Origin of the sequence: Stenotrophomonas sp. AR029, assembly GCF_047520695.2 — a bacterium.
In the GTDB taxonomy this organism is placed as follows: domain Bacteria; phylum Pseudomonadota; class Gammaproteobacteria; order Xanthomonadales; family Xanthomonadaceae; genus Stenotrophomonas; species Stenotrophomonas sepilia.
In genome coordinates, this window is sequence record NZ_JAXBQQ020000002.1 from 361516 (window position 1) to 381352 (window position 19837).

The following is a 19837-nucleotide window of genomic DNA, read 5'->3' on the forward strand; positions in this document are numbered from 1 at the left end:
CCCCACCCTCACAGCTTGAATACGGTATCGATCGCCGCACGCGACGTCGCATCACTGGTGGTATCACCGGCATAGGTCGTGATCTGGTAGACCGGCGTTGGCTTCTCCACCGACTTGCCCATGTCCAGCGCACCCTCCCCCTGGATGCAACCCTGGATCTCACGGACATAGATGGCCGGCTTGCTGCCCAGCTTGGTTTTCGCGACCCAGGCCGACGGATCGAAGCCGTCATCGCACTGCTGGCTGATGTCGGCGGACGCTACGGCCGGATTGGCACCGGCATCCTTGCGATTGGCGATGTTCTCCACCGCGTTCTCGGCGCTGCGTGCCGCGCCTTCGGCGTTCTGGAACGCCATGTTGGTCGCCCGGTAGCCGGCCGCCATGCGCTCCTGCATGCCGGCCACCTGCATGCCGATGACGCCCAGCAGGGCCAGCAGCACCAGCATGATCAGCGCGACGTAGAGAACGGCACCCTGCTGTCGTGCCTGGGCAACGAAGGGACGGCGTCGGGAGGAAGGATGAGTGCGCATGGTCGTCAGTTCCCGAACAAGCGGTTGCGCAGCGCAACGGACGCTTCATAGGCGCCCCGATGGCGCTGGTCGTAAGGATCGGCCGGGGCAAAGCCCACCCCGAGGATGGCCGGATAGGTGGCCGCGCTGCCCGGCGCCTCGGCCGACGCACGCTGCGGGCTGCGCGCCAGCAGGCCGACCTGCACCATGCCGACGCGGCGCCACTGCCCTGCGGCGGTGGCATCGGTACCGGTGCTGACCGCACTGGCCACGCGCTGGTCGACGATGCGACCGGTCGGCGGCGTGGGCAGGGCGATATCCGGGGTGGCATCCAGTCCGTACAGGAACTGCATGTTCTCGATGCCTTCCACCAGCTCCTCGCCATCGGCGTAGCCGCCGGCGCCATTCGCGCGTGCCCGGTAAAGCGCCGGCTCGCCATTGGGATTGGTCGCGATGTAGTACGCCATGCCATCGGCGCGATACAGCATGGTCATCGCGTTGTTGATCGAATAGTTGCTCAGGTCGACCTTGTCCACCTTCACCGTCGAACCGCTGATGGTGGCCGGGAACACGTCGGCACGGGTGCAGTCGGCTATGCCAAAGACCGTCGGCGCACCTGCGGCGTTGGCCTTCAGCCGGGCCATGCCATCACTGGAGACGGTCAGCGTGGTCGCGCCCGCGGCCACGGAGATGCCGGTCACCACGGCCCCTTCCGGACTCATCAGGCGCAGCACCAGGATGTCGCTGCCCGGCAGTGGCGCCGGCTTGAGGTTGGCGATGCTCTTCGGCACCGACTGCGCCGCGCTCCACGCGCGGCCCAGGGTCAGGGTGGCGCCCGGCGCCGTACCTGCCGCCTCATACCCCTGCACCGGAACCGAGAAATCCTGCGGGTCGCCACTGCCCGAGCTGATGCCCAGGTGATAACCCACATCGCCGGTGTTCTTGACCACATGGGCCTGGTCGTTGACGCAGCCGAAGTGGCCGGCCATGCGCAGGTCACGCTGCAGGAAGTCCAGCGCGAAGCGCGCGTTCTCCTGGGTACGGGCCGCACCTTCGGACAGGCGCGATGCCGCACGCGAGGCGATGAAGATCTGGGTGACGCCCAGCATCAGGACCAGGCCGATGACCATGGCGATCATCAGTTCGATCAGCGACAGGCCTCGGGTGCGCGAAATTGGACTCATGGGCATGTTCACAGGAAGGTCGTCAGGCCGAAGGTGGTAAGGCTGTCGGGGTCCTTCGGATCCCAGCGCTGGTCACCCCAGCTGATGGCCACGGTGACCTCGCCGGTGCTCTGCACGAAGGTCACCTGTGCGCTGGCCTTCTCGCCCAGCGTGCGTGCGACCTCGCACTGCCAGCGCGCGACGTTCGCCTGCGGCGTCACGGCGGCGCCGGTCGGCCAGGCGCAGGCGCCGCTGGGCTTCACCGAGCCGGCCGAGAACGAGGCCGAGGAATAGGCGCCACCGGCCAGGGTGTCGGTGCGCTGCGCGCGCATCAGTTCGATCAGGTCGTTGGCCAGGTTGGTCGCCTGGGTGCGGTAGTTCGCGCTCTGCACGAAGCGGACGTTGGTGGTCTGCAGCAGGGCGAAGCCCAGCAGCCCGAATGCCAGGATCAGCACCGCCACCATCACTTCGATCAGGCTGAAGCCCCCCTGCGACGAACGCGGGTGGGCCAGGTTGCGGCGGCTCATGAGCAGGTTCCCTTGGTCACCCGGACCTGGCCGGATTGGTTGATCGTCAACGTGCTTTTCGATTCGCCGGCCTTGCACGCATCCGGCGACAGCACCAGCGTCTGATCGGCGACCGCCCTGCGCCGGCCGCGCCCGTCGAAGGCGATGACCGCGCCCGGCGGGCCAACTACGCTCAGCTGCGGATTGCCCTGTGAAAAGCGCAGCGCGACGTCATTGCTGCCCATCTGGCCGTCGCCATCCAGGTCCGACCAGGCCAGCACCCCCTTGGACCAGTCGCCATCACAGGCTTTGCCATCGGCGCTGCCACAGACGCCGCCACCGTTGCTGTTGCGGATGCCTTCGCTGCGGGCCAGGTTGGCCAGCGCGATCAGCTCGTTGTTGGCGGTCGCCAGCCGGTTCGAGCGGATCATGCCGCGGAAGCTCGGATAGGCGATCGACGCCAGGACCACGAAGACGGCCAGCGTGACCATCAGTTCAACCAGCGTGAAGCCGTTTTGCCGGCGCAAAGACATTGGACGCTCCCCAGCGTGTTGGTGGCCACGATGGGCCATCGCCCCGCCACCGGCAAGCGGCGGCAGGATGAACGGTCAATCCGGGGCGACGGGCGTCAAAGGCTTGACGACCCGCCCTTCCCTGCCAGTGCCGGCGCGATCCCCATCGCGCCGGCCCGGGTTCAGGCCAGCACCTGGTAGCAGGGCTGGTACTCGCCGGAGATCTTCATCCGGCGCTGTTCGACGAAGGCGCGCAGCAGCGCATCCAGCGCCTGCATCATGTCCGGGTCGCCGTGGATCTGGAACGGCCCGAACTGCTCGATGCGGCGCATGCCGTCTTCCTTCACGTTGCCGGCGACGATGCCCGAGAACGCGCGGCGCAGGTCGGCCGCCAGCGCGTGCGGGGCACGCCCGTGGTGCAGGTCCAACGCCGCCATCGCTTCGTGGGTGGGTACGAACGGCTGCTGGTACTCCCACGGAATCTCGATCGACCAGTTGAAGAAGAACGAGTCCTTCTGCGCCAGGCGGTGCTCGCGCACGCGCTTGATGCCAGTGGCCATCTTCTTCGCAACCGCCACCGGGTCGCCGATGATGATCTCGTAGCGCTCGGCAGCCGCATCGCCCAGGGTCAGGCGGATGAAGCGATCAATCTGCTCGAAGTACGGCGCCGCTACCGTCGGGCCGGTCAGGATCAGCGGGAACGGCAGGTCCTTGTTCTCCTCGCGCAGCAGGATGCCGAGCAGGTACAGGATCTCTTCGGCGGTGCCGACGCCACCGGCGAACACGATGATGCCGTGCCCGATGCGGACGAAGGCCTCAAGGCGCTTCTCGATGTCCGGCATGATCACCAGGTGGTTGACGATCGGGTTCGGCGACTCGGCGGCGATGATGCCCGGCTCGGTCAGGCCGATGTAACGCGTCACGGTACGGCGCTGCTTGGCGTGGGCGATGGTGGCACCCTTCATCGGGCCCTTCATCGCGCCCGGGCCACAGCCGGTGCAGATGTCCAGGCCGCGCAGGCCCAGTTCATAGCCCACCTGCTTGGTGTACAGGTATTCGTCGCGCGAGATCGAGTGTCCGCCCCAGCACACCACCAGGTTCGGATCACCCGGATTGAGGATGCGCGCGTTGCGCAGCAGGCCGAACACCGCGTTGGTGATGCCCTCGGATGACTCCAGCTCGGCCGCGTAGGCCGGGCCCATTTCGATGGCCATGTAGGCCAGGTCGCGCACGACGGCGAACAGTAGTTCGGCGACGCCGCGGATGATCTCGCCGTCGACGAAGGCCATCGCCGGCGCGTTGACCAGATCGATGCGCACGCCACGATCCTGCTGCGCCACCTGGATGTCGAAATCAGGGTAGAGATCGCGCGCGGCGCGCGGATCGTCCGAGGCGCTGCCGCTGGTCAGCACGGCCAGCGCGCAGCGGCGCAGCAGCTCATGCATGCCGCCGGCGGAGGCATCGCGCAGGCGTGCCACCTCGGCCCGCGACAGCACATCCAGCCCACCGCGCGGGTAGATCCGGGCATCCTGCACCGGCAGTGCACGGGCCGATTTTTCGTTCGTGGTCATATCCAATTTTTTCGCTTCCTTCAAGGTTTCCGACTGTACTGCCGCCCCCTTAAAAAGCAAAACGGCCGGGAAACCCGACCGTTGGATGTGTGCCACCCGCGTCCGCCATTCCGGGACCGCATCGGCGGCGTTGGCACCGCGCACATTTCCGGATGCTACGCCGTTGCCCCACGCCCTGCAAGGACTTTCGCCTGAACGGGAAACGGCCGGGTTTCCCCGGCCGTTTCCACTTACCGCTTCAAGCGCTGATGGATCAGAACTTGTACTTCAGGGTCAGCTGCATCGACCAACGCGACACGGCGGTGTTGCCCTTGTCGTTGTTGTTTTCCTGCACCGACGGGTTGTCGGTCGAACCAGTGAAGGAGTACACGTACTTGCCGGTGGCCGGATCGATACCTGCGTAGTTGGCAACGCGACGGGTCGAGTAGAAGCCGTAGTCGTCGATCAGGCCCCACTTCTTGTTCAGCAGGTTGCCGACATTCATGATGTCCAGGGCGACTTCACCCTTGTGCCCCTTCATGAAGCCCGGGAATTCCTGGCTGACGCGGACGTCGAAGCTGTTGACCCACGAGGCGCGGTGGCGGTTGGCCGGGACCACGCTGCCACGGTAGGCATCGAGTTCCGGGTTCTGCGCCAGCCAGTCGAAGAACTGCTTCTCCATCGCGGCACCGCCGGTGAACAGCACGTCGCCCGGACCCTTCGGCACGTAGAACAGGTCGTTGGTGGCAGCACCGTCGCCGTTGGCATCGTTGTAGAAGATGTAGCTGTACGGACGGCCCGAACGGCCTTCGTAGAACAGGCCGACGCGGGTGGCGTTGTCACCGAAGAAGTTGTGCTTCCACTCCAGGGTGCCGGTGACGCGGTCCTTCATCGCATAACGCGAGTTGTAGGCCACGTTCTCGTTGGCATTGAAGATCAGCGTGTTGTTCCAGTTCGAGGTGTTCTGCGAGCTGGACAGCGGGCTGACTTCGGTGGACTTGGTGTAGGTGTAACCCAGCGACCAGCCCCAGTTCTCGGTCAACGGCTTGGCCAGCGAGAAGGTGGCCTGGGTGCCGCGGCCCTTGTCGGTGTTGCGCAGGACCAGAACGTCGCCGATGTCGGACGGACGGTTGGCGCGGTCAACCGCACCCTTGGTACCGGTCGACATGCCGTAGTCGACACCCTTGTCGATACGGGTATTGGCCTGGTTGCGGCCAGCGGCGTTCCAGTAGATCGCGCGGCCATCCTGACCGAAGGCGGTCGGCGCCGACACGTCCAGACGGTCGAAGTAGATGCCGTCCTTGACCTTGGTGAACAGCACTTCGGCCGACGCGACGATGCCGTACCACGGCAGCTCATGGTCGAACGCCAGGTTGGCCTTCCACACCGACGGCAGGCGGGTGCCCGGCGCGATGATGTCGACGTTCTGACGGGCCGAAGCCGGGCCACCGGCCGGGATGTACGGGTTGTTGCCGTCCGGAGTGAAGGCACCGGCCGGGATGCTGCGCTCGTCGTACTCGATGTAGTTCAGGCCGGTGTTCTGGTAGGCACCTGCCAGCCACACGTTCGGGGCGGCGCCGCCGAACAGGCCCACGCCACCGCGCAGCTGGGTCGGGCGATCGCTGTCGAAGGTGTAGTTGAAGCCGACGCGCGGCTGCACCAGGTTCTTGTCGACCAGCTTGGTGTTGTTGAAGCCGTACAGCTGCTCGATGCGCGGGTTGTACAGGCGCTGGGTGCTGAAGTCAGGCATGTCGATGCGCACGCCGAACATCAGGTTCAGGTTGTAGTTGATCGCCCAGGTGTCCTGCACGAACACGCCGGTGTTCTTCAGGGTGAAGTCGGCCGGGATGTCGCTGCGGCTGCCATCGGCGCGCGGAGCACGCAGCTGGTAGCGCGAAGCCTTGCCCGCCAGGAAATCGTTGACGCTGTTGAATTCGTACACGCCGTTGAGGTTGCGGCCGTAGAAGTTCATCAGGTCATTCTTCGAGTAATCGAAGCCGAACTTGACGGTGTGGTCACCGATGTACCAGGTACCGGCACCAAAGGCGCTCAGTTCCTTCGACTCGACGATGTTGACGTGGGTGTTCTGTTCGGTACCGACGTACAGTGAATCGTTGCCCGACTTGATGCGGATCTGCGGCATGTCCACCAGCGGGACGCGGTTGGCCGAGTAATCCTTGTGCGAGACCTTGAACTCGGTCGAGAAGTTCTCGGACCAGTCACTGAACAGTTCGCCCATCCAGGTTTCGTACTGGGTCGGCTGCTGGTACCAGAAGTTGCTCAGCGAGATGGCGCTGCTGCTGACCTGCGGGAAGCGAACGACGTTCTGCTCCATCTTGTTGTAGCGCAGGGCCGCACGGTGGTTCTCGTTGATGTTCCAGTCCAGCTTGACCGCATACTCTTCGATCTCGGTCTTGCTGTTCGGCGCCGCCAGGCTGCCCGGGTCGTAGCCCAGCTTGCCCAGGAAGTTCTGGACGTCGGTGATCTGCTGCTGGGTGATGGTGCCACGGCCGATCGGCGTGTCGCTCAGGGCGACGCCGGCAGCCGAGCGCTCGTACTTTTCATAGTTGGTGAAGAAGAACAGCTTGTCCTTGACGATCGGACCGCCGAAGGTCATGCCGTAGGTCTTCTCGTCCTCGAAGCCGTTGAAGTCCTGCTTGTCACCTTCCAGGCGCGAGCGGACCATGTCCTTGTCGCGGTACGAACCGTACACGGTGCCGTGGAATTCATTGGTACCCGACTTGGTCACGGCGTTGATCACCGCGCCGGTGCCACCGGCGATGGTGGTGTCGTAGTTGGCCAGGTCGATGTTGATTTCCTGGATGGCGTCCATCGACACCGGCTGACGCTCGGTCGGCAGGTTGTTGGAACCCAGGCCGAACGGATCGGAGGCGCTGATGCCGTCGATGCGGATGGCGTTGTAACGGGTATTCTGGCCGCCGGCCGAGATCGCGCCGTCCGCCTTGCTGACCTGCGAGATGCGCGGGTCGAGACGCACGTAGTCCTGGATGTTGCGGCTGGCCGACGGCAGCGCATCCATCGTTTCGCGGGTCACGTTGGTGCCGGTGCCCATCTTGTTGGCACTGAACAGGTCCAGGCCGCCGGCGGTGGCAACAACGTTCACCGCGTCCAGGTTGGTTGCAGCCAGGTCACCGCCCAGGTTGGCGTTGACGGTGTTGACCTGGTTCAGGTTCAGGTAGACACCTTCCTCGGTCTTGGTGCCTTCACCGGACTTGGTGATGGTGATGGTGTACGGACCACCCACGCGCAGGCCGCGCGCGTTGTATCGGCCCGACGCATCGGTGGTGGCACGCGAAACAGTGCCCGACTCGGTGTGCGTGATGGTGACTTCAGCGCCGGCGACAGGCTGGCCTGCAGCGGACATCACCTGGCCGCCGACACCGGCGGAGGTGCTGCTCTGGGCGAAGGCGGGAGCGGCAGCAAGTGCAGCCACGAGACCAAGGGTAAGCTTGGACATCCGGAGTGGGTGGGTCATTTTTCGGTAGCCTCGATGCGAGTTGGCGATGGCGGAAAAAAAGCGCATCCAAGCAGCCCTGCGGGTGGCTGATCGGAGAGTTATCTGGGGTTCCCTACCGCTCGGCTGAAGGCAGCCCTAACGGTTAACACTAGATTAACACGCTACGCCATCAATGTGACGGTTGTGCGACAAACGGCACCGGTTCGCAACGCAATCGTGACGGGTTCTTCACTCCGTCTTTCCACAGGGCTCACCTTTCCCGGGGCGTCTCACTGGCATCGAGAATCTGCCCGCGCCAGGTGCTCCCAGCGGCGGACAGCAGGGTCACCGCGGCGGCCGCCGCGGCTTCCGGGCCTTGCGCAGCCGGGTCCTGGTCCACGGAATAGGCGCGGGCCCGAAGCGCCGTGCGCAGGGGGCCTGGGTACAGGCCGCTGACCCGGACGGGACTGCGGCCCAGTTCATCGTGCAGGCTGGCGATCAGGCCACGCAGGCCGTGCTGGGCTACGCCATACCCCCCCCAATAGGCCTGCCCCACCCGGTCGGGGGCATCGACCGCGAACACCATGGCGGCATCCTCGCGTTGCCGCAGCAGCGGCAGGCAGGCCTGGGCCAGCCAGGCCGGTGCGGTCAGGGTGACATGGACCGCACGGGCGAAACTGGCCGGGTCAGCCAGTTCAAACGGAGTCAGCCCGGGGAAATGCGCGGCGCATACCAGCAGTCCATCCAGCCGCCCCAGCTCGCGCTGCAGGGCCTGGGCCAGTTCGGCATAGTCATCGGGGCTGGCGCCTTCCAGGTCCAGCGGGTACAGAAGCGGTTCCGGACCGACCGCCTGGACCTGGGCATAGACCCGGTCCAGCCGGCGCGGCTTGCGTCCCAGCAGGACCACGGTGGCACCGGCTGCGGCTGCGGCGACCGCCGCGGCACTGCCCAGCCCTCCCCCGGCGCCGGCGACCAGTACGACGCGATCCTGCAACGGGCGGCCATCGATCGCCCCGTCAGTCGGTGACGTCGACGGCCAGGCACTCATCCCTGGGTCGCCTCTTCGACGATGCGCTTGAGCTCGCCGGATTCAAACAGTTCCATGACGATGTCGCAGCCGCCGATCAACTCACCGTTGATGAACAGCTGCGGGAAGGTCGGCAGATTGGAAAAGCGCGGCAGGTTGGCGCGGATCTCCGGCTCTTCGAGCACGTTGACAGTGCGCAGGGTGACGGCGCCGGCTGCCATCAACGCCTGCACGGCGCGACTGGAAAAGCCGCACATCGGGTATTGCGGGGTGCCCTTCATGAACAGCACGAGCGGGTAACGATCGACCTCGGCCTGGATTTGCTGCATTACCGCCACAACCACACTCCTTGCTTCGCCGGACAAACCGACCGTGATGGTCGGCTAGACTGCCCACGGTAGCCGCCATTGTAAGCGGATGGAACAGGCTGCCGCCGTCCCCCTGGCCACGAACCTGCCCATGCCCGTCGAATTGCCTGCCCTGCCCTACCTCCCCGGCTCCCTGCAGCCCCACCTGTCCGCGCAGACCGTTGAGTTGCATCACGGCCGCCACCACCGCGCCTACGTTGACGCGGTCAACGCCGGCACTCTCGGCACCGAGTGGGAGGAGGCGTCACTGGAAGAGATCGTGCGCCATGCCCAGGGCACGCTGTTCGATGTGGCCGCCCAGGCCTGGAACCACGGCTTCTATTGGCAGTGCCTGCGCCCGCGCGGCGGCGGCGAGCCGCAGGGCCGGCTGGGCGAGCTGGTCAAGCGCCAGTTCGGTGACGCGCAGCGCCTGCGCGAGGAATTCAACCGCACCGCGCTGGGCCTGTTCGGCTCGGGCTGGGTGTGGCTGGTGCAGCACCCCGGTGGCCAGCTCGGCATCCAGGCCACCCGCAACGCCGGCACGCCACTGACCGGCGAAAGCACCCCGCTGCTGTGCTGCGATGTCTGGGAGCACGCCTACTACACCGATTACCAGAATGATCGCGCGCGTTACCTGGATGCCTTCTGGCAGATGGTCAACTGGGAATTCGCCGAAAGCCAGCTGCGCTGACCGCCTGTAGGGCCGAGCCCATGCTCGGCTGGCCGGACAGCAGCCGAGCATGGGCTCGGCCCTACAGATGAAGCTTCACGCGTTCTCGTGCGCAGCCACCGCGTCCATCACCCGCGCCGAGTACACCAGCGCCGCGCCGGCGTTGAGCGACACCGCCACGCCCAGTGCTTCGGTGATTTCCTCGCGGCTGGCGCCATGCTTCAGCGCAGCGTCCACGTGCACGGTGATGCAGCCGTCGCAGCGGGTGGTCACCGCCACCGCCAATGCGATCAGCTCACGGGTCTTGGCATCCAGATGGTTGGTCTGGGCACCGGCATTGGCCAGGGTGGCGTAGCCCTTGACGGTGTCCGGCGAGAGCTTGCCGATCTCGCCGATGCGGCCCTTCAGTTCCTTGCGGTAGGCATTCCAGTCGAGCATGGTCGTGACTCCTGTGAAAGGAGCTCCACGCTACCACCGACAATGGTGCGCCGATGCCTGCACCGGCGCGCCACACCGTTGCAGGCATACAAGGTTGTGCCGGCCATTGGCCGGCACGCCCGGGCTCAGCGGTTGCGCAGCGCGTGCACCGCCGGCGCCACCTGGGCCTGGCGGTCCAGCTCCAGGCCGACCTGGTCCAGCGCATCGGCCAATGCAGCGGCATCATCGTCGCGCAACGTGGCGTGGCCGACCTTGCGACCTTCGCGCGGCTCCTTGCCGTAGTCGTGCCAATGGCCACTGGCCTGACCCAGCACCGGCGCCGGATCGGGCATCACGCCCAGCCAGTTCAGCATGCAGGCATGGCCGAGCATGCGGGTGCTGCCCAGCGGCAGGCCCAGCACCGCACGCAGATGGTTCTCGAACTGCGAGGTCTCGCTGCCTTCGATGGTCCAGTGGCCGGAGTTGTGCACGCGCGGTGCCATCTCGTTGGCCAGCAGCTCACCATCACGGCAGAACAGCTCCAGCGCGAACACGCCCACATACTGCAGGTGCTCGGCGACGCGGCGGGCATAGCCGATCGCTGCCTGCTGCTCGGCGTCGGACAGCAGCGCCGGTGCCACGCTGGCCGACAGCACGCCGTCGACATGCCAGTTGCCGGTGACCGGCCAGGCTTCGAAGCTGCCATCGCGGCCACGCACGGCCACCACGCTGACCTCGCGCTGGAAGGCCACGAAGCCTTCCAGGATCAGTCCGGTGCGCTCCACCTGGGCACCGAGCGCATCCCATGCGGCGTCGATGTCAGCTTCGCTGCGCAGGCGGAACTGACCCTTGCCGTCGTAGCCGAGGCGGCGGGTCTTGAGGATGCACGGCAGGCCGAACTCAGCCACCTTCGTCGCCAGCTCGTCGCGGCTGCGGATGTCGGCGAAGGCCGGCAGCGGAATACCCAGCTGCTGGAACAGGGTCTTCTCGCTCAACCGGTCCTGGGCCACCGCCAGCGCGGCCGGCGGCGGATAGACCGGCACGCGGTCGGCCAGGAACTGTGCACTGTCGGCAGGCACGTTCTCGAAATCGAAGGTGACCACATCGACCTTGGCGGCGAAGTCCGCCAAGGCCTGGCGGTCGTCGAAGGCGCCCACGGTGAGCGGCGCCAGCGGGCCGCTGCAGGCGTCGGCGGCCGGGTCGTACAGTTCGAAGCGCAGCCCCAGCGGCGCACCGGCCAGGACCATCATGCGGGCGAGCTGGCCGCCGCCCAGGATGCCGACAGTCAGGCTCATTGGCGCGGATCGTCGTGGGCCATCACGTCTTCGGTCTGGCGTGCACGGAAGGTATCGAGCGCCTGGCCGATCGCCGGCTGGTCGCTGGCCAGCATCGCCGCCGCGAACAGCGCGGCGTTGGAGGCGCCGGCGTTGCCGATGGCGAAGGTGGCGACCGGGATGCCGGCCGGCATCTGCACGATCGACAGAAGGGAATCCATTCCGTTGAGGGCCTTGGACTGCACCGGCACGCCCAGCACCGGCACGGCGGTCTTGGCCGCGATCATGCCCGGCAGGTGCGCGGCCCCGCCGGCACCGGCGATGATCGCGCGCAGGCCACGCGGGCCCGCCTGCTCGGCGTAACTGAACAACACATCCGGCGTCCGATGCGCGGACACCACCTTCACTTCGAACGGAACACCCAGGGCTTCAAGCTTCTGGGCGGCGTGCTGCATGGTTTCCCAGTCGGAACGGGAACCCATGACGATGCCGACAAGCGGCGCGATCGGGTTGGGGGTCATTGGCCGTCACCTGCCTTAAAGACGTATTCTAGCCGTCTTCCACGCAAGACGAAGAACCATGGATCGCAAGCTGCTCGACCTGCTGGTGTCCCCGGACACCCGCCAGCCCCTGTCCCTGCTGGATGGCAAGGGCCTGGAAGCCCTCAACAAGGCCATTTCCGCCGGCACGGTGACCAAGGCCGATGGCAACCCGCTGGCGCAGCCGCTGCGCGAGGCGCTGGTCACCCGTGACCGCAAGCAGGTGTTCCGCGTCGACGACGGCATCCCGGTGCTGCTGGCCGAGGAAGCCATTCCGACCGCCCAGATCGCCGACTTCCCGGCTGCATGAGCACGCTGCCGACGCCGGATGCGGCCGTTGTCGCCGCCGATGTCGCGCGCGCGCTGGCCGAGGACCTGGGCAGCGGTGATGTCACCGCCGCCCTGCTCCCCGACCAGGCCGACAGCGCCTACCTGCTGTGCAAGCAGGATGCGGTGATCGCCGGGCGCCCCTGGTTCGACGCTACCCATCGCGCGCTCGACCCTGACGTGCGCATTGAATGGCACATCGCCGAAGGCGATGCCGTCACCGCCGGCACCGTGCTGGCCCTGCTGCACGGGCGCAGCCGCAGCCTGGTCAGTGCCGAGCGCACTTCGCTGAACTTCCTGCAGACGCTGTCCGGCACCGCGACCACCACTGCTCGCTACGTGGCTGCGGTAGCCGGTACCGGTACCCGCATCCTCGACACCCGCAAGACCCTGCCCGGCCTGCGCCTGGCGCAGAAGTACGCGGTGCGCTGCGGCGGCGGCGAGAACCACCGCTTCGGCCTGTACGACACGGTGATGCTGAAGGAGAACCACATCCGCGCCGCCGGTTCGCTGGCCGCGGCGGTGGCCGCCGCACGCCGGCAGTGGCCTGCGCTGCCACTGGTGGTCGAGGTCGAAGACCTGGCACAGCTGCGCCAGGCGCTCGAAGCCGGTTGCGAACGCATCCTGCTGGATGACTTCAGTCCCGACCTGCGCCGCGAGGCGGTGCGCATCACCGCCGGACGCATTCCGCTGGAAGTCTCCGGCAGCGTCGGCCTGGGCGGCCTGCGCTCGATCGCTGAGGATGGCGTCGATTGCATCTCCATCGGCGGACTGACCAAGCATGTGCAGGCCATCGATCTGTCGTTGAAGCTGGGCCCGCCGCCGGCTTGAGGCCTACGGGACCTTGTAGAGCCGAGCCCACGCTCGGCTGCTTCTCGATCTGCGGCGCGCCCGGCACCCGCTTTGCGCGATGAGCCGAGCGTAGGCTCGGCTCTACACGACCCGGGCGCCTTCACGGCTCGGCTACGCCAGCCTCTGCGACGCTGCGGGCATCCCCCACAGGAGCCGCGCATGCGCCGGATGCTCTTGCCTGCCTGTCTGCTGCTCGCGGCAGCCCCCTTGTCCGCCGCAGCCGCTGAAGCCTGCGATGTCCCTCCCCGCTTCGGCCTGAGCCCATTGGCGGTGGCCATCCGCAATACCGCCTGCAACGAGCACCGGTTGTGGTTCCGGCCCTTCATCGATCGCGATGGCCGCGCCGCCAGCCTCAGCGTCACCGAAGCCGAAAGCGATCACCTGGCCGACAACGGCCTGATCGCCTGGCAGCGCGTGGCCGGCTACTGGCGCAACAGCGGCACGCTCAACGCGATGGGCAGCATCGCCGGCGCCAGCAGCTGTCTGGCACCACTGGGCACGCGCTACACCGACAGCGACTGCCGCGCGTTCCTGATCGACAACCCGTGGTCGGCCGCTTTCATTTCCTGGGTGATGGTGCAGGCCGGCGTTCCCGGCTTCAACACGTCGCCGCGCCACATCGACTACATCCGTGCCGCGTACCAGGGCGGCCCCTCGGGCGTGCCGTACCGGCTGGTCGATCCCGCGACCGCAAAGCCCGCACCGGGCGACCTGTTGTGCTTCCTGCGCGACCGCAGCACGACGCTCAGCTACAGCGGGCTGGTGCAGGCGCTGGGCAACGGTTCGGTGGGCCACTGGAAATCGCATTGCGAAGTGGTGGTGGCTGCCAACCTGGGGGGCGACCAGACCCTGTACCTGGTCGGTGGCAACGTGATGAACACCGTGGCGATGCGCCTGCTGCCGCTGGACCGTACCGGATTGATCAAGCTGCCCCCGGCACGCGAACGCAACAGCACCGGCATCGAGCCCAGCTGCACGCCGGGCCGCGAGGACGAATGCAGCTTCAACCGCCAGGACTGGGCGGCCCTGCTGCAGTTGACCGCGACCGCGCCATTGGTGATGCCGTCACCCTCCGCAGCGCCGATGCAGGCCGTACCGGCCAACGCGCCCGCAGCGCCGACGACGGGCCAGCCACCGCCGAGGCGGTGATACCCGTGCTTGATCCAGCGCACGTTCGCCGCCATCTTTGCCGGATCGACCTCTGACGGCTGACGCCATGCCTACCCTGCTGCTGTTGTTGATTGCCGGCGGAATCATCTACTTCTTCTGGAACGCCGCACGCTCGGCCGCCGAGCGCGCGGTCGAGCTGGGACGCAATGCCTGCCGCGCCGCCGACGTGCAGTGGCTGGACCAGGCGGTGCACGCCACCGGCCTGCGACTGTCGCGTGGCGAAGATGGCCGGCTCGGTTTCGAGCGCACCTTCAAGTTCGAGTATTCCTACGATGGCATCGATCGCCACGTGGGCCGCATGGTGCTGCGTGGCGACCAGCTGATCTCGTTCACCGGCCCCGGTGCCGCGCGGATCAGCCAGATCCGGCCGGATGTGGAGGACGCCGAGGATGTGTAAGAACTGAAGGTGTGCCGACCAACGGTCGGCACCCACACAATTCCGGCACCCACCGGTAAAACCTGCAAAGGAAGACGCCGCCCATCGGGGCGGCGTCGGAAGGGTTACTTGACCACGCGCAGGTTCGGGCGGCCCTTCGGCGGCGGACTGGCCGGCGGCGTGTCGTCCGGCGGCGTGCCTTCCTCGTGCAGCAGCTCATCGCGGGTCGGTGCGGTTTCGTTGCCCGGAATGTCATCCGGCAATGCCATGCCCTGCCCGGTCTCGCGGGCGTAGACCGCCAGCACGGCGCTGATCGGCACCTGCACCGGGTAGCTGGTTCCGGAGAAGCGGGCCGAGAAGCTCACCATTTCGTTGTCGATCATCAGCCGCACCACGGCACGTTCGGCGATGTTGAGCACGACCCGGCCATCCTTGACCGCCGAAGGCGGGACCTGCACGCCGGGGACGCCGGCGTCGACCAGGATGTGCGGGGTCAGCTGGTTGTCGTTGATCCATTCCACCAGCGCCCGCAGCAGGTACGGGCGGTGGCTGGTCATGTGGAAGAAGTCTTCGGTCATGCGTGAAGTGTACGCGCCCGGCGCCCCGCCGGGGCGGATCGTCTGCACGCCGGTCGGCGTGCAGACGGGTAACGCGGGGCCGGATCAGACCGGCAGGTCGCGCAGTTTCTTTTCCTGCTCGGTCAGGCTGCGGACAAATCCCGGATGGCGGAAGATGCGGTTGCCGTAGTCCTCGATCGCCTTGCCGTCCTTCGGCAGCGGCACATCCAGCGACTGCAGGCGCCAGATGATCGGCGCCATCGCGCAGTCGGCCAGGCTCATTTCCGGGTTGAGGAAGAACTTGCTGGCCTTGAACAGCGGCAGCGAGGCGGTCAGCAGTTCCTTCAGGCGCTTGCGCCCGGCCTCGGCCTGGGTCTTGTTGCCCAGCTGGATGGCCTGCACCTGCGGCACCCAGTCGTGCTCGATGCGGAGCATGGCCAGGCGGATGCGTGCACGCGACAACGGGTCGACCGGCATCAGTGGCGGATGCGGGTAGCGCTCATCCAGGTACTCGCTGACCACCGATGCGGCGTACAGCACCAGCTCGCGTTCGACCAGGGTCGGCACCGAGTGGTACGGATTGAGGTCGATCAGGTCTTCAGGCGGGTTCTGCGGATCGACCGGAACGAAGTCGAAGGTGACGCCCTTGGCCGCCAGGACCAGGCGTACACGGTGGCACAGTACGTCGTCGTTCGAGGAAAACAGCGTCAGTGTATTGCGCATGCGTACGCTCGCCGCCATCAAAGGCTCTCCCACGACAGGAGACCGCCTGCCGCATCGGCGCCGCCGGCACCGTGCCAGCGGTCGACTCCTCCCCGAGTGTGCAACCGACCATCACAAAAGCCAATAGGCCCATGCGATGGCCGGTGGCAGAATCAGTGAACGTCCTTCCAGTATTCCTTCTTCAGCAGGTACAGCAGGAAGGTCAGCAGGGCCAGGAACAGGATCACCCACACGCCCAGCTGCTGGCGCTTGAGTGCGGCCGGTTCGCCGGCGTATTCGAGGAAGTTGGTGATGTCCCGCACGGCCTGGTCGTACTGCCCGGCGTCCACCGATCCCGGCGTTTCAATCTTCAGGCCGGTCACCGGCGGGTCCATACCGGGCGCTTCCGCCTTGCCGTGCACCGCATGCTGCAGCCCCTGCATCTCCCACAGCGGGTTGGGCATGGAGGCGTTGGCGAACAGCGCGTTGTTCCAGCCCAGCGGGCGGCTGCTGTCCAGATAGAACGACTTGAGATAGGTATAGACCCAGTCGCTGCCACGCACACGCGCGATCAGGCTGAGATCGGGCGGCATCTTGCCGAACCACTTCTCCGCGTTTTCCTTGGGCATCGCCACCGGGATCGGGTCGCCGATCGCCGAGCCGGTGAAGTTGAGGTTGTTCATCACCTCTTCTTCGGTCAGGCCCAGGTCCTGCGCCATCCGCGAGTAGCGCAGGTACTTCAGCGCGTGGCAGCCGGAGCAGTAGTTCATGTACAGCTGCGCACCCCGCTGCAGCGAGGCGCGGTCACCGAGGTCGTTGCCGGCCTGCAGCAGCTTGGTGCCGCCCTCGGCGGCGGAGGCCAGGAAACTGCCCAGCATCAGGGTGGCCGTCAGGGCCAGCCGGACCATCCAGCGCTCAGTCATGCGTGGTCACCCTCTCCGGTACCGGCTTGGTCTTGTCCAACCTTGTCCATAGCGGCATGGTGATGAAGAACGCGAAGTACAGGAAGGTCAGCACCCGCCCGATGTAGGTTTCATGCACGTCGGTGCCCGGGCCGGAGCCGATCACGCCCAGCCACACGAAGCACACCGCCAGCACGCCCAGCATCACCTTCGAGATCCAGCCGCGGTAGCGCACCGACTTCACCCTGGCCTTGTCCAGCCACGGCACCAGGAACAGGATCGCAATGGCCGAGAACATCACCAGCACGCCACCGAGCTTGTTCGGTACCACGCGCAACATCGCGTAGTAAGGCGTGTAGTACCAGACCGGCTTGATGTGTTCGGGGGTCACCAGGCGGTTGGCCTCGGTGAAGTTGTCGTGTTCCAGGAACAGGCCGCCGAAGCCCGGTGCGAAGAAGATGATGAAGGCGGCGATGATCAGCAGGAAGCCGGCGCCGACACCATCCTTGAGCGTGTAGTACGGATGGAACGGAATACCGTCGGCCGGAGCATTCGGCGACCAGCGGTTGCCCTTCGGCCCCTTCTTGATCTCCACGCCATCGGGGTTGTTCGACCCCACTTCGTGCAGCGCGCCCAGATGCAGCACCACCAGCAACAGCAGCACCAGCGGCAGTGCGATGACGTGCAGCGCGAAGAAGCGGTTGAGCGTGGCGTCACTGGGCAGGTAGTCGCCCATGATCCATTCGGTCAGGCCGTTGCCGATCACCGGTATCGCGCCGAACAGCGAGATGATCACTTTGGCGCCCCAGAACGACATCTGGCCCCACGGCAGCACATAGCCCATGAAGGCCTCGGCCATCAGCACCAGGTAGATCAGCATGCCCAGGATCCACACCAGCTCGCGCGGCTTCTGGTAGCTGCCGTACAGCAGGCCGCGGAACATGTGCAGGTAGACCACGATGAAGAACAGCGAGGCGCCGGTGGAGTGCATGTAGCGGATCAGCCAGCCCCACTCCACATCACGCATGATGTATTCGATGGAGCCGAACGCCTCGGCGGCGCTGGTCTTGTAGTGCATCGTCAGGAAGATGCCGGTGACGATCTGGTTGACCAGCACCAGCAGTGCCAGCGAACCGAAGTAGTACCAGATGTTGAAGTTCTTCGGCGCGTAATACTCGGTAACGTGCTTGCGGTAGACCGGCATCAGGCCCGGCGCGCGGGCATTGACCCAGTCGGCGACGCCGCTGGCGGTACGGGCGAGGATATTGGCCATCAGGCTGCCCCCTGCGGATCGACACCGATGATGATGGTGTTGTCGTCCTGGTAATGGTGCGCGGGCACCTTCAGGTTGATCGGTGCCGGCACATCCTTGAAGACGCGGCCGGACATGTCGAAGCGCGACTTGTGGCAGGGGCAGAAGTAGCCCCCCTTCCACTGCGGGTCGTAGGGCTCAGGCCGGATCTCGGCGACCATTTCCGGCGAGCAGCCCAGGTGCGTGCACAGGCCGACCAGCACGGAGATGTCCGGCTTGATCGAGCGCAGCTCGGGGTTCTGCTTCAGCACGTAGTCCGGCTGCTGGTCCTTCTCGCCGGACTCGGGGTCCTTGAGGCGGCCATCCAGCCCGTGCAGTGCATCCAGGATCGCCTTGGACCGCTTGACGATCCAGATCGGCTGGCCACGCCACTCCACGATCAGGCGTTGGCCTTCCTGCAGGGCGCTGATGTCGGCCACCACCGGTGCACCGGCAAGCTTGGCACGGGCACTGGGGTTCCAGGATTTGATGAAAGGAACGGCGGTGAATCCGACGCCGACGGCGCCAACCACAGCAGTGGTGGCAGAAAGAAAACGCCGACGTCCGGTGTTGACTGGATCGTGTACCCCATCGTTGGCCATCCGGCACTCCGATATTGATTAGGTAGCTTTAAGGCTGCCAGCGGATCCGGTGGGGGCCAGAGCCGCATTGAATCATGGGCGAGTGTAGCGGAACCGTCGCGCGCCACACAACGCATTGCAACAACATTGATTACGGGGTTGCCGGCCAGCGGCCGGCACTACTGGTGTGTCAATGCGGTGCGGTAACGCTCGGCCAGCTGTCCGACCCGGCGCACGTAGTACTGGGTCTCGCTGTAGGGCGGCACGCCACCGTGGCGGTCGACCGCGCCTTCGCCGGCGTTGTAGCCGGCCGCAGCCAGGGTCAGGTCGCCATTGAAGCGCTTCAGCAACCACGCAAGATACTGCACGCCACCACGGATGTTCTGCGCGGCATCGTAGGAATCGCTGACCCCGAAGCGGGCTGCGGTCGGCGGCATCAGCTGCATCAGGCCCTGCGCGCCGGCGCGGCTGAGCGCGGTCGGGTTGTAGGCCGACTCGGCGTGGATGATGGCGCGCACCACGGCTTCTTCGACGCCGAACTCGCGTGCGGCCGAGGTGATCTCGGTCTGGAACGCGGTGGTGTTCAAGCGCACCGAACCGAAGTCCACGCGTGGGTTGACGCCACAGGCATAACAGCGCTCCATGAAACTGTAGCGGATGGTACGCACCGGGCCGAGGTTGGCGACCTGGGTCGGCCGCGCACTGGTGTAGTGGCGCACCCCATCCTTCATGAAGGAGTAGACCTGGCCGCTGACCATCCGCCCGGCCCGCGAGGCCGTCGGTACCGCGGCAGGCGCGGGTGCAGCAGGCGTCGGCGCGACTGCAGCGGGCGCAGCGGCGCTGGCCGCCACGGCGACCGGATTGCGTTCGATGCTGGCCACCGAGGTCGGCGCAGGCTTCGATGCGGCCACCACGGGGCGCGGTGCCGGGCGGGTATCGCGGCTGTAGCTGATGCTGCTGCAGCGCGCGCCGGCCACTCGCTTGCTCACGTAGCTGGTGACCCCGTCGGCGCCCTGGCACTTGTACAGGGTGCCAGCGCTGGCCGGCGCAGCGGTCAGCGCAGCGATGATGATCGCCGTTGTCCCCAGTATCCCCTTCATGCCGCGAG

At 66.4% G+C, this 19837-nt stretch carries 22 protein-coding genes; 5 read left to right on the top strand and 17 right to left on the bottom strand.

Annotated elements, in window-relative coordinates; translation table 11 throughout:
• Positions 1–8: 8 nt before the first annotated feature.
• The 8 genes from ACM0PB_RS08245 to grxD all read right to left on the bottom strand — a co-directional run bounded on the left by ACM0PB_RS08245 (position 9) and on the right by grxD (position 9062).
• Entirely contained in the window at positions 9–530 is a 522-nt protein-coding gene (locus tag ACM0PB_RS08245; RefSeq protein WP_032954069.1) for a pilus assembly PilX family protein, read from the bottom strand.
• A 5-nt stretch (positions 531–535) separates the two neighbouring features.
• Entirely contained in the window at positions 536–1693 is a 1158-nt protein-coding gene (locus ACM0PB_RS08250; RefSeq protein WP_005415963.1) for a PilW family protein, read from the bottom strand.
• Positions 1694–1701: 8 nt separating this feature from the next.
• The gene (gene pilV / locus ACM0PB_RS08255) at positions 1702–2199 is read right to left on the bottom strand and encodes a type IV pilus modification protein PilV (RefSeq protein WP_111202162.1); all 498 of its coding nucleotides are present in this window, start codon (positions 2197–2199) and stop codon (positions 1702–1704) included.
• Entirely contained in the window at positions 2196–2711 is a 516-nt protein-coding gene (locus tag ACM0PB_RS08260; RefSeq protein ID WP_005415961.1) for a pilus assembly FimT family protein, read from the bottom strand. The genes pilV and ACM0PB_RS08260 overlap by 4 nt, the downstream gene beginning before the upstream one ends.
• Positions 2712–2872: 161 nt before the next feature.
• The gene (gene ppnN, locus ACM0PB_RS08265; protein WP_019659018.1) at positions 2873–4261 is read right to left on the bottom strand and encodes a nucleotide 5'-monophosphate nucleosidase PpnN; all 1389 of its coding nucleotides are present in this window, start codon (positions 4259–4261) and stop codon (positions 2873–2875) included.
• 253 nt (positions 4262–4514) lie between these two features.
• Positions 4515–7736 (bottom strand): TonB-dependent receptor, encoded by a 3222-nt coding sequence (locus ACM0PB_RS08270; protein WP_072166746.1) that lies wholly within the window; start codon positions 7734–7736, stop codon positions 4515–4517.
• A 232-nt stretch (positions 7737–7968) separates the two neighbouring features.
• A complete protein-coding gene (locus ACM0PB_RS08275) occupies positions 7969–8745 on the bottom strand; it encodes an SDR family NAD(P)-dependent oxidoreductase (protein ID WP_053500310.1) in 777 nt (258 codons plus the stop codon).
• A complete protein-coding gene (gene grxD / locus ACM0PB_RS08280; protein WP_005415957.1) occupies positions 8742–9062 on the bottom strand; it encodes a Grx4 family monothiol glutaredoxin in 321 nt (106 codons plus the stop codon). The genes ACM0PB_RS08275 and grxD overlap by 4 nt, the downstream gene beginning before the upstream one ends.
• A 121-nt stretch (positions 9063–9183) precedes the next feature.
• On the opposite strand from grxD, the gene ACM0PB_RS08285 reads away from it, so the two are divergent.
• Positions 9184–9762 carry a superoxide dismutase gene (locus ACM0PB_RS08285; RefSeq protein WP_061478549.1) on the top strand — a complete coding sequence of 193 codons (579 nt, stop codon included), beginning with the start codon at positions 9184–9186 and terminating at the stop codon, positions 9760–9762.
• Between the two features lie 75 nt (positions 9763–9837).
• Here ACM0PB_RS08285 and ACM0PB_RS08290 read toward each other — a convergent pair whose 3' ends face one another.
• The 3 genes from ACM0PB_RS08290 to purE form a co-directional block, all read right to left on the bottom strand.
• Positions 9838–10179: a carboxymuconolactone decarboxylase family protein gene (locus tag ACM0PB_RS08290; RefSeq protein ID WP_005415955.1), complete on the bottom strand. Its 342-nt coding sequence runs from the start codon at positions 10177–10179 to the stop codon at positions 9838–9840.
• Between the two features lie 125 nt (positions 10180–10304).
• Positions 10305–11453 (bottom strand): 5-(carboxyamino)imidazole ribonucleotide synthase, encoded by a 1149-nt coding sequence (locus tag ACM0PB_RS08295; protein ID WP_171955943.1) that lies wholly within the window; start codon positions 11451–11453, stop codon positions 10305–10307.
• Positions 11450–11953 (bottom strand): 5-(carboxyamino)imidazole ribonucleotide mutase, encoded by a 504-nt coding sequence (purE, locus tag ACM0PB_RS08300; protein ID WP_171955942.1) that lies wholly within the window; start codon positions 11951–11953, stop codon positions 11450–11452. Before purE ends, ACM0PB_RS08295 begins: the two co-directional genes overlap by 4 nt.
• Positions 11954–12011: 58 nt before the next feature.
• Here purE and ACM0PB_RS08305 point away from each other — a divergent pair, with 58 nt between their 5' ends.
• The 4 genes from ACM0PB_RS08305 to ACM0PB_RS08320 all read left to right on the top strand — a co-directional run bounded on the left by ACM0PB_RS08305 (position 12012) and on the right by ACM0PB_RS08320 (position 14717).
• On the top strand, positions 12012–12281 hold the full coding sequence (locus tag ACM0PB_RS08305) for a Trm112 family protein (protein WP_005415953.1): 270 nt from the start codon (positions 12012–12014) through the stop codon (positions 12279–12281).
• The gene (gene nadC, locus ACM0PB_RS08310) at positions 12278–13129 is read left to right on the top strand and encodes a carboxylating nicotinate-nucleotide diphosphorylase (protein ID WP_005415952.1); all 852 of its coding nucleotides are present in this window, start codon (positions 12278–12280) and stop codon (positions 13127–13129) included. The genes ACM0PB_RS08305 and nadC overlap by 4 nt, the downstream gene beginning before the upstream one ends.
• A gap of 180 nt (positions 13130–13309) precedes the next feature.
• Complete coding sequence (locus tag ACM0PB_RS08315) at positions 13310–14299, top strand: DUF2272 domain-containing protein (RefSeq protein WP_164093052.1); 990 nt, start codon at positions 13310–13312, stop codon at positions 14297–14299.
• A gap of 67 nt (positions 14300–14366) precedes the next feature.
• A complete protein-coding gene (locus ACM0PB_RS08320; RefSeq protein WP_005415950.1) occupies positions 14367–14717 on the top strand; it encodes a DUF3301 domain-containing protein in 351 nt (116 codons plus the stop codon).
• 104 nt (positions 14718–14821) lie between these two features.
• On the opposite strand, the gene ACM0PB_RS08325 is transcribed toward ACM0PB_RS08320, so the two are convergent.
• The 6 genes from ACM0PB_RS08325 to ACM0PB_RS08350 form a co-directional block, all read right to left on the bottom strand.
• Positions 14822–15274: a ClpXP protease specificity-enhancing factor gene (locus ACM0PB_RS08325; protein ID WP_005415949.1), complete on the bottom strand. Its 453-nt coding sequence runs from the start codon at positions 15272–15274 to the stop codon at positions 14822–14824.
• Positions 15275–15358: 84 nt separating this feature from the next.
• A complete protein-coding gene (locus ACM0PB_RS08330) occupies positions 15359–15994 on the bottom strand; it encodes a glutathione S-transferase N-terminal domain-containing protein (RefSeq protein ID WP_005415948.1) in 636 nt (211 codons plus the stop codon).
• 134 nt (positions 15995–16128) lie between these two features.
• Positions 16129–16878, bottom strand: a complete 750-nt coding sequence (locus tag ACM0PB_RS08335) for a cytochrome c1 (protein WP_049414892.1) — start codon at positions 16876–16878, stop codon at positions 16129–16131.
• A complete protein-coding gene (locus ACM0PB_RS08340) occupies positions 16871–18130 on the bottom strand; it encodes a cytochrome b (RefSeq protein ID WP_049451337.1) in 1260 nt (419 codons plus the stop codon). The genes ACM0PB_RS08335 and ACM0PB_RS08340 overlap by 8 nt, the downstream gene beginning before the upstream one ends.
• Positions 18130–18750: a ubiquinol-cytochrome c reductase iron-sulfur subunit gene (petA, locus tag ACM0PB_RS08345; RefSeq protein ID WP_004151998.1), complete on the bottom strand. Its 621-nt coding sequence runs from the start codon at positions 18748–18750 to the stop codon at positions 18130–18132. Before petA ends, ACM0PB_RS08340 begins: the two co-directional genes overlap by 1 nt.
• 158 nt (positions 18751–18908) lie before the next feature.
• Positions 18909–19829, bottom strand: a complete 921-nt coding sequence (locus tag ACM0PB_RS08350) for a lytic transglycosylase domain-containing protein (protein WP_065177385.1) — start codon at positions 19827–19829, stop codon at positions 18909–18911.
• Positions 19830–19837: the final 8 nt, after the last annotated feature.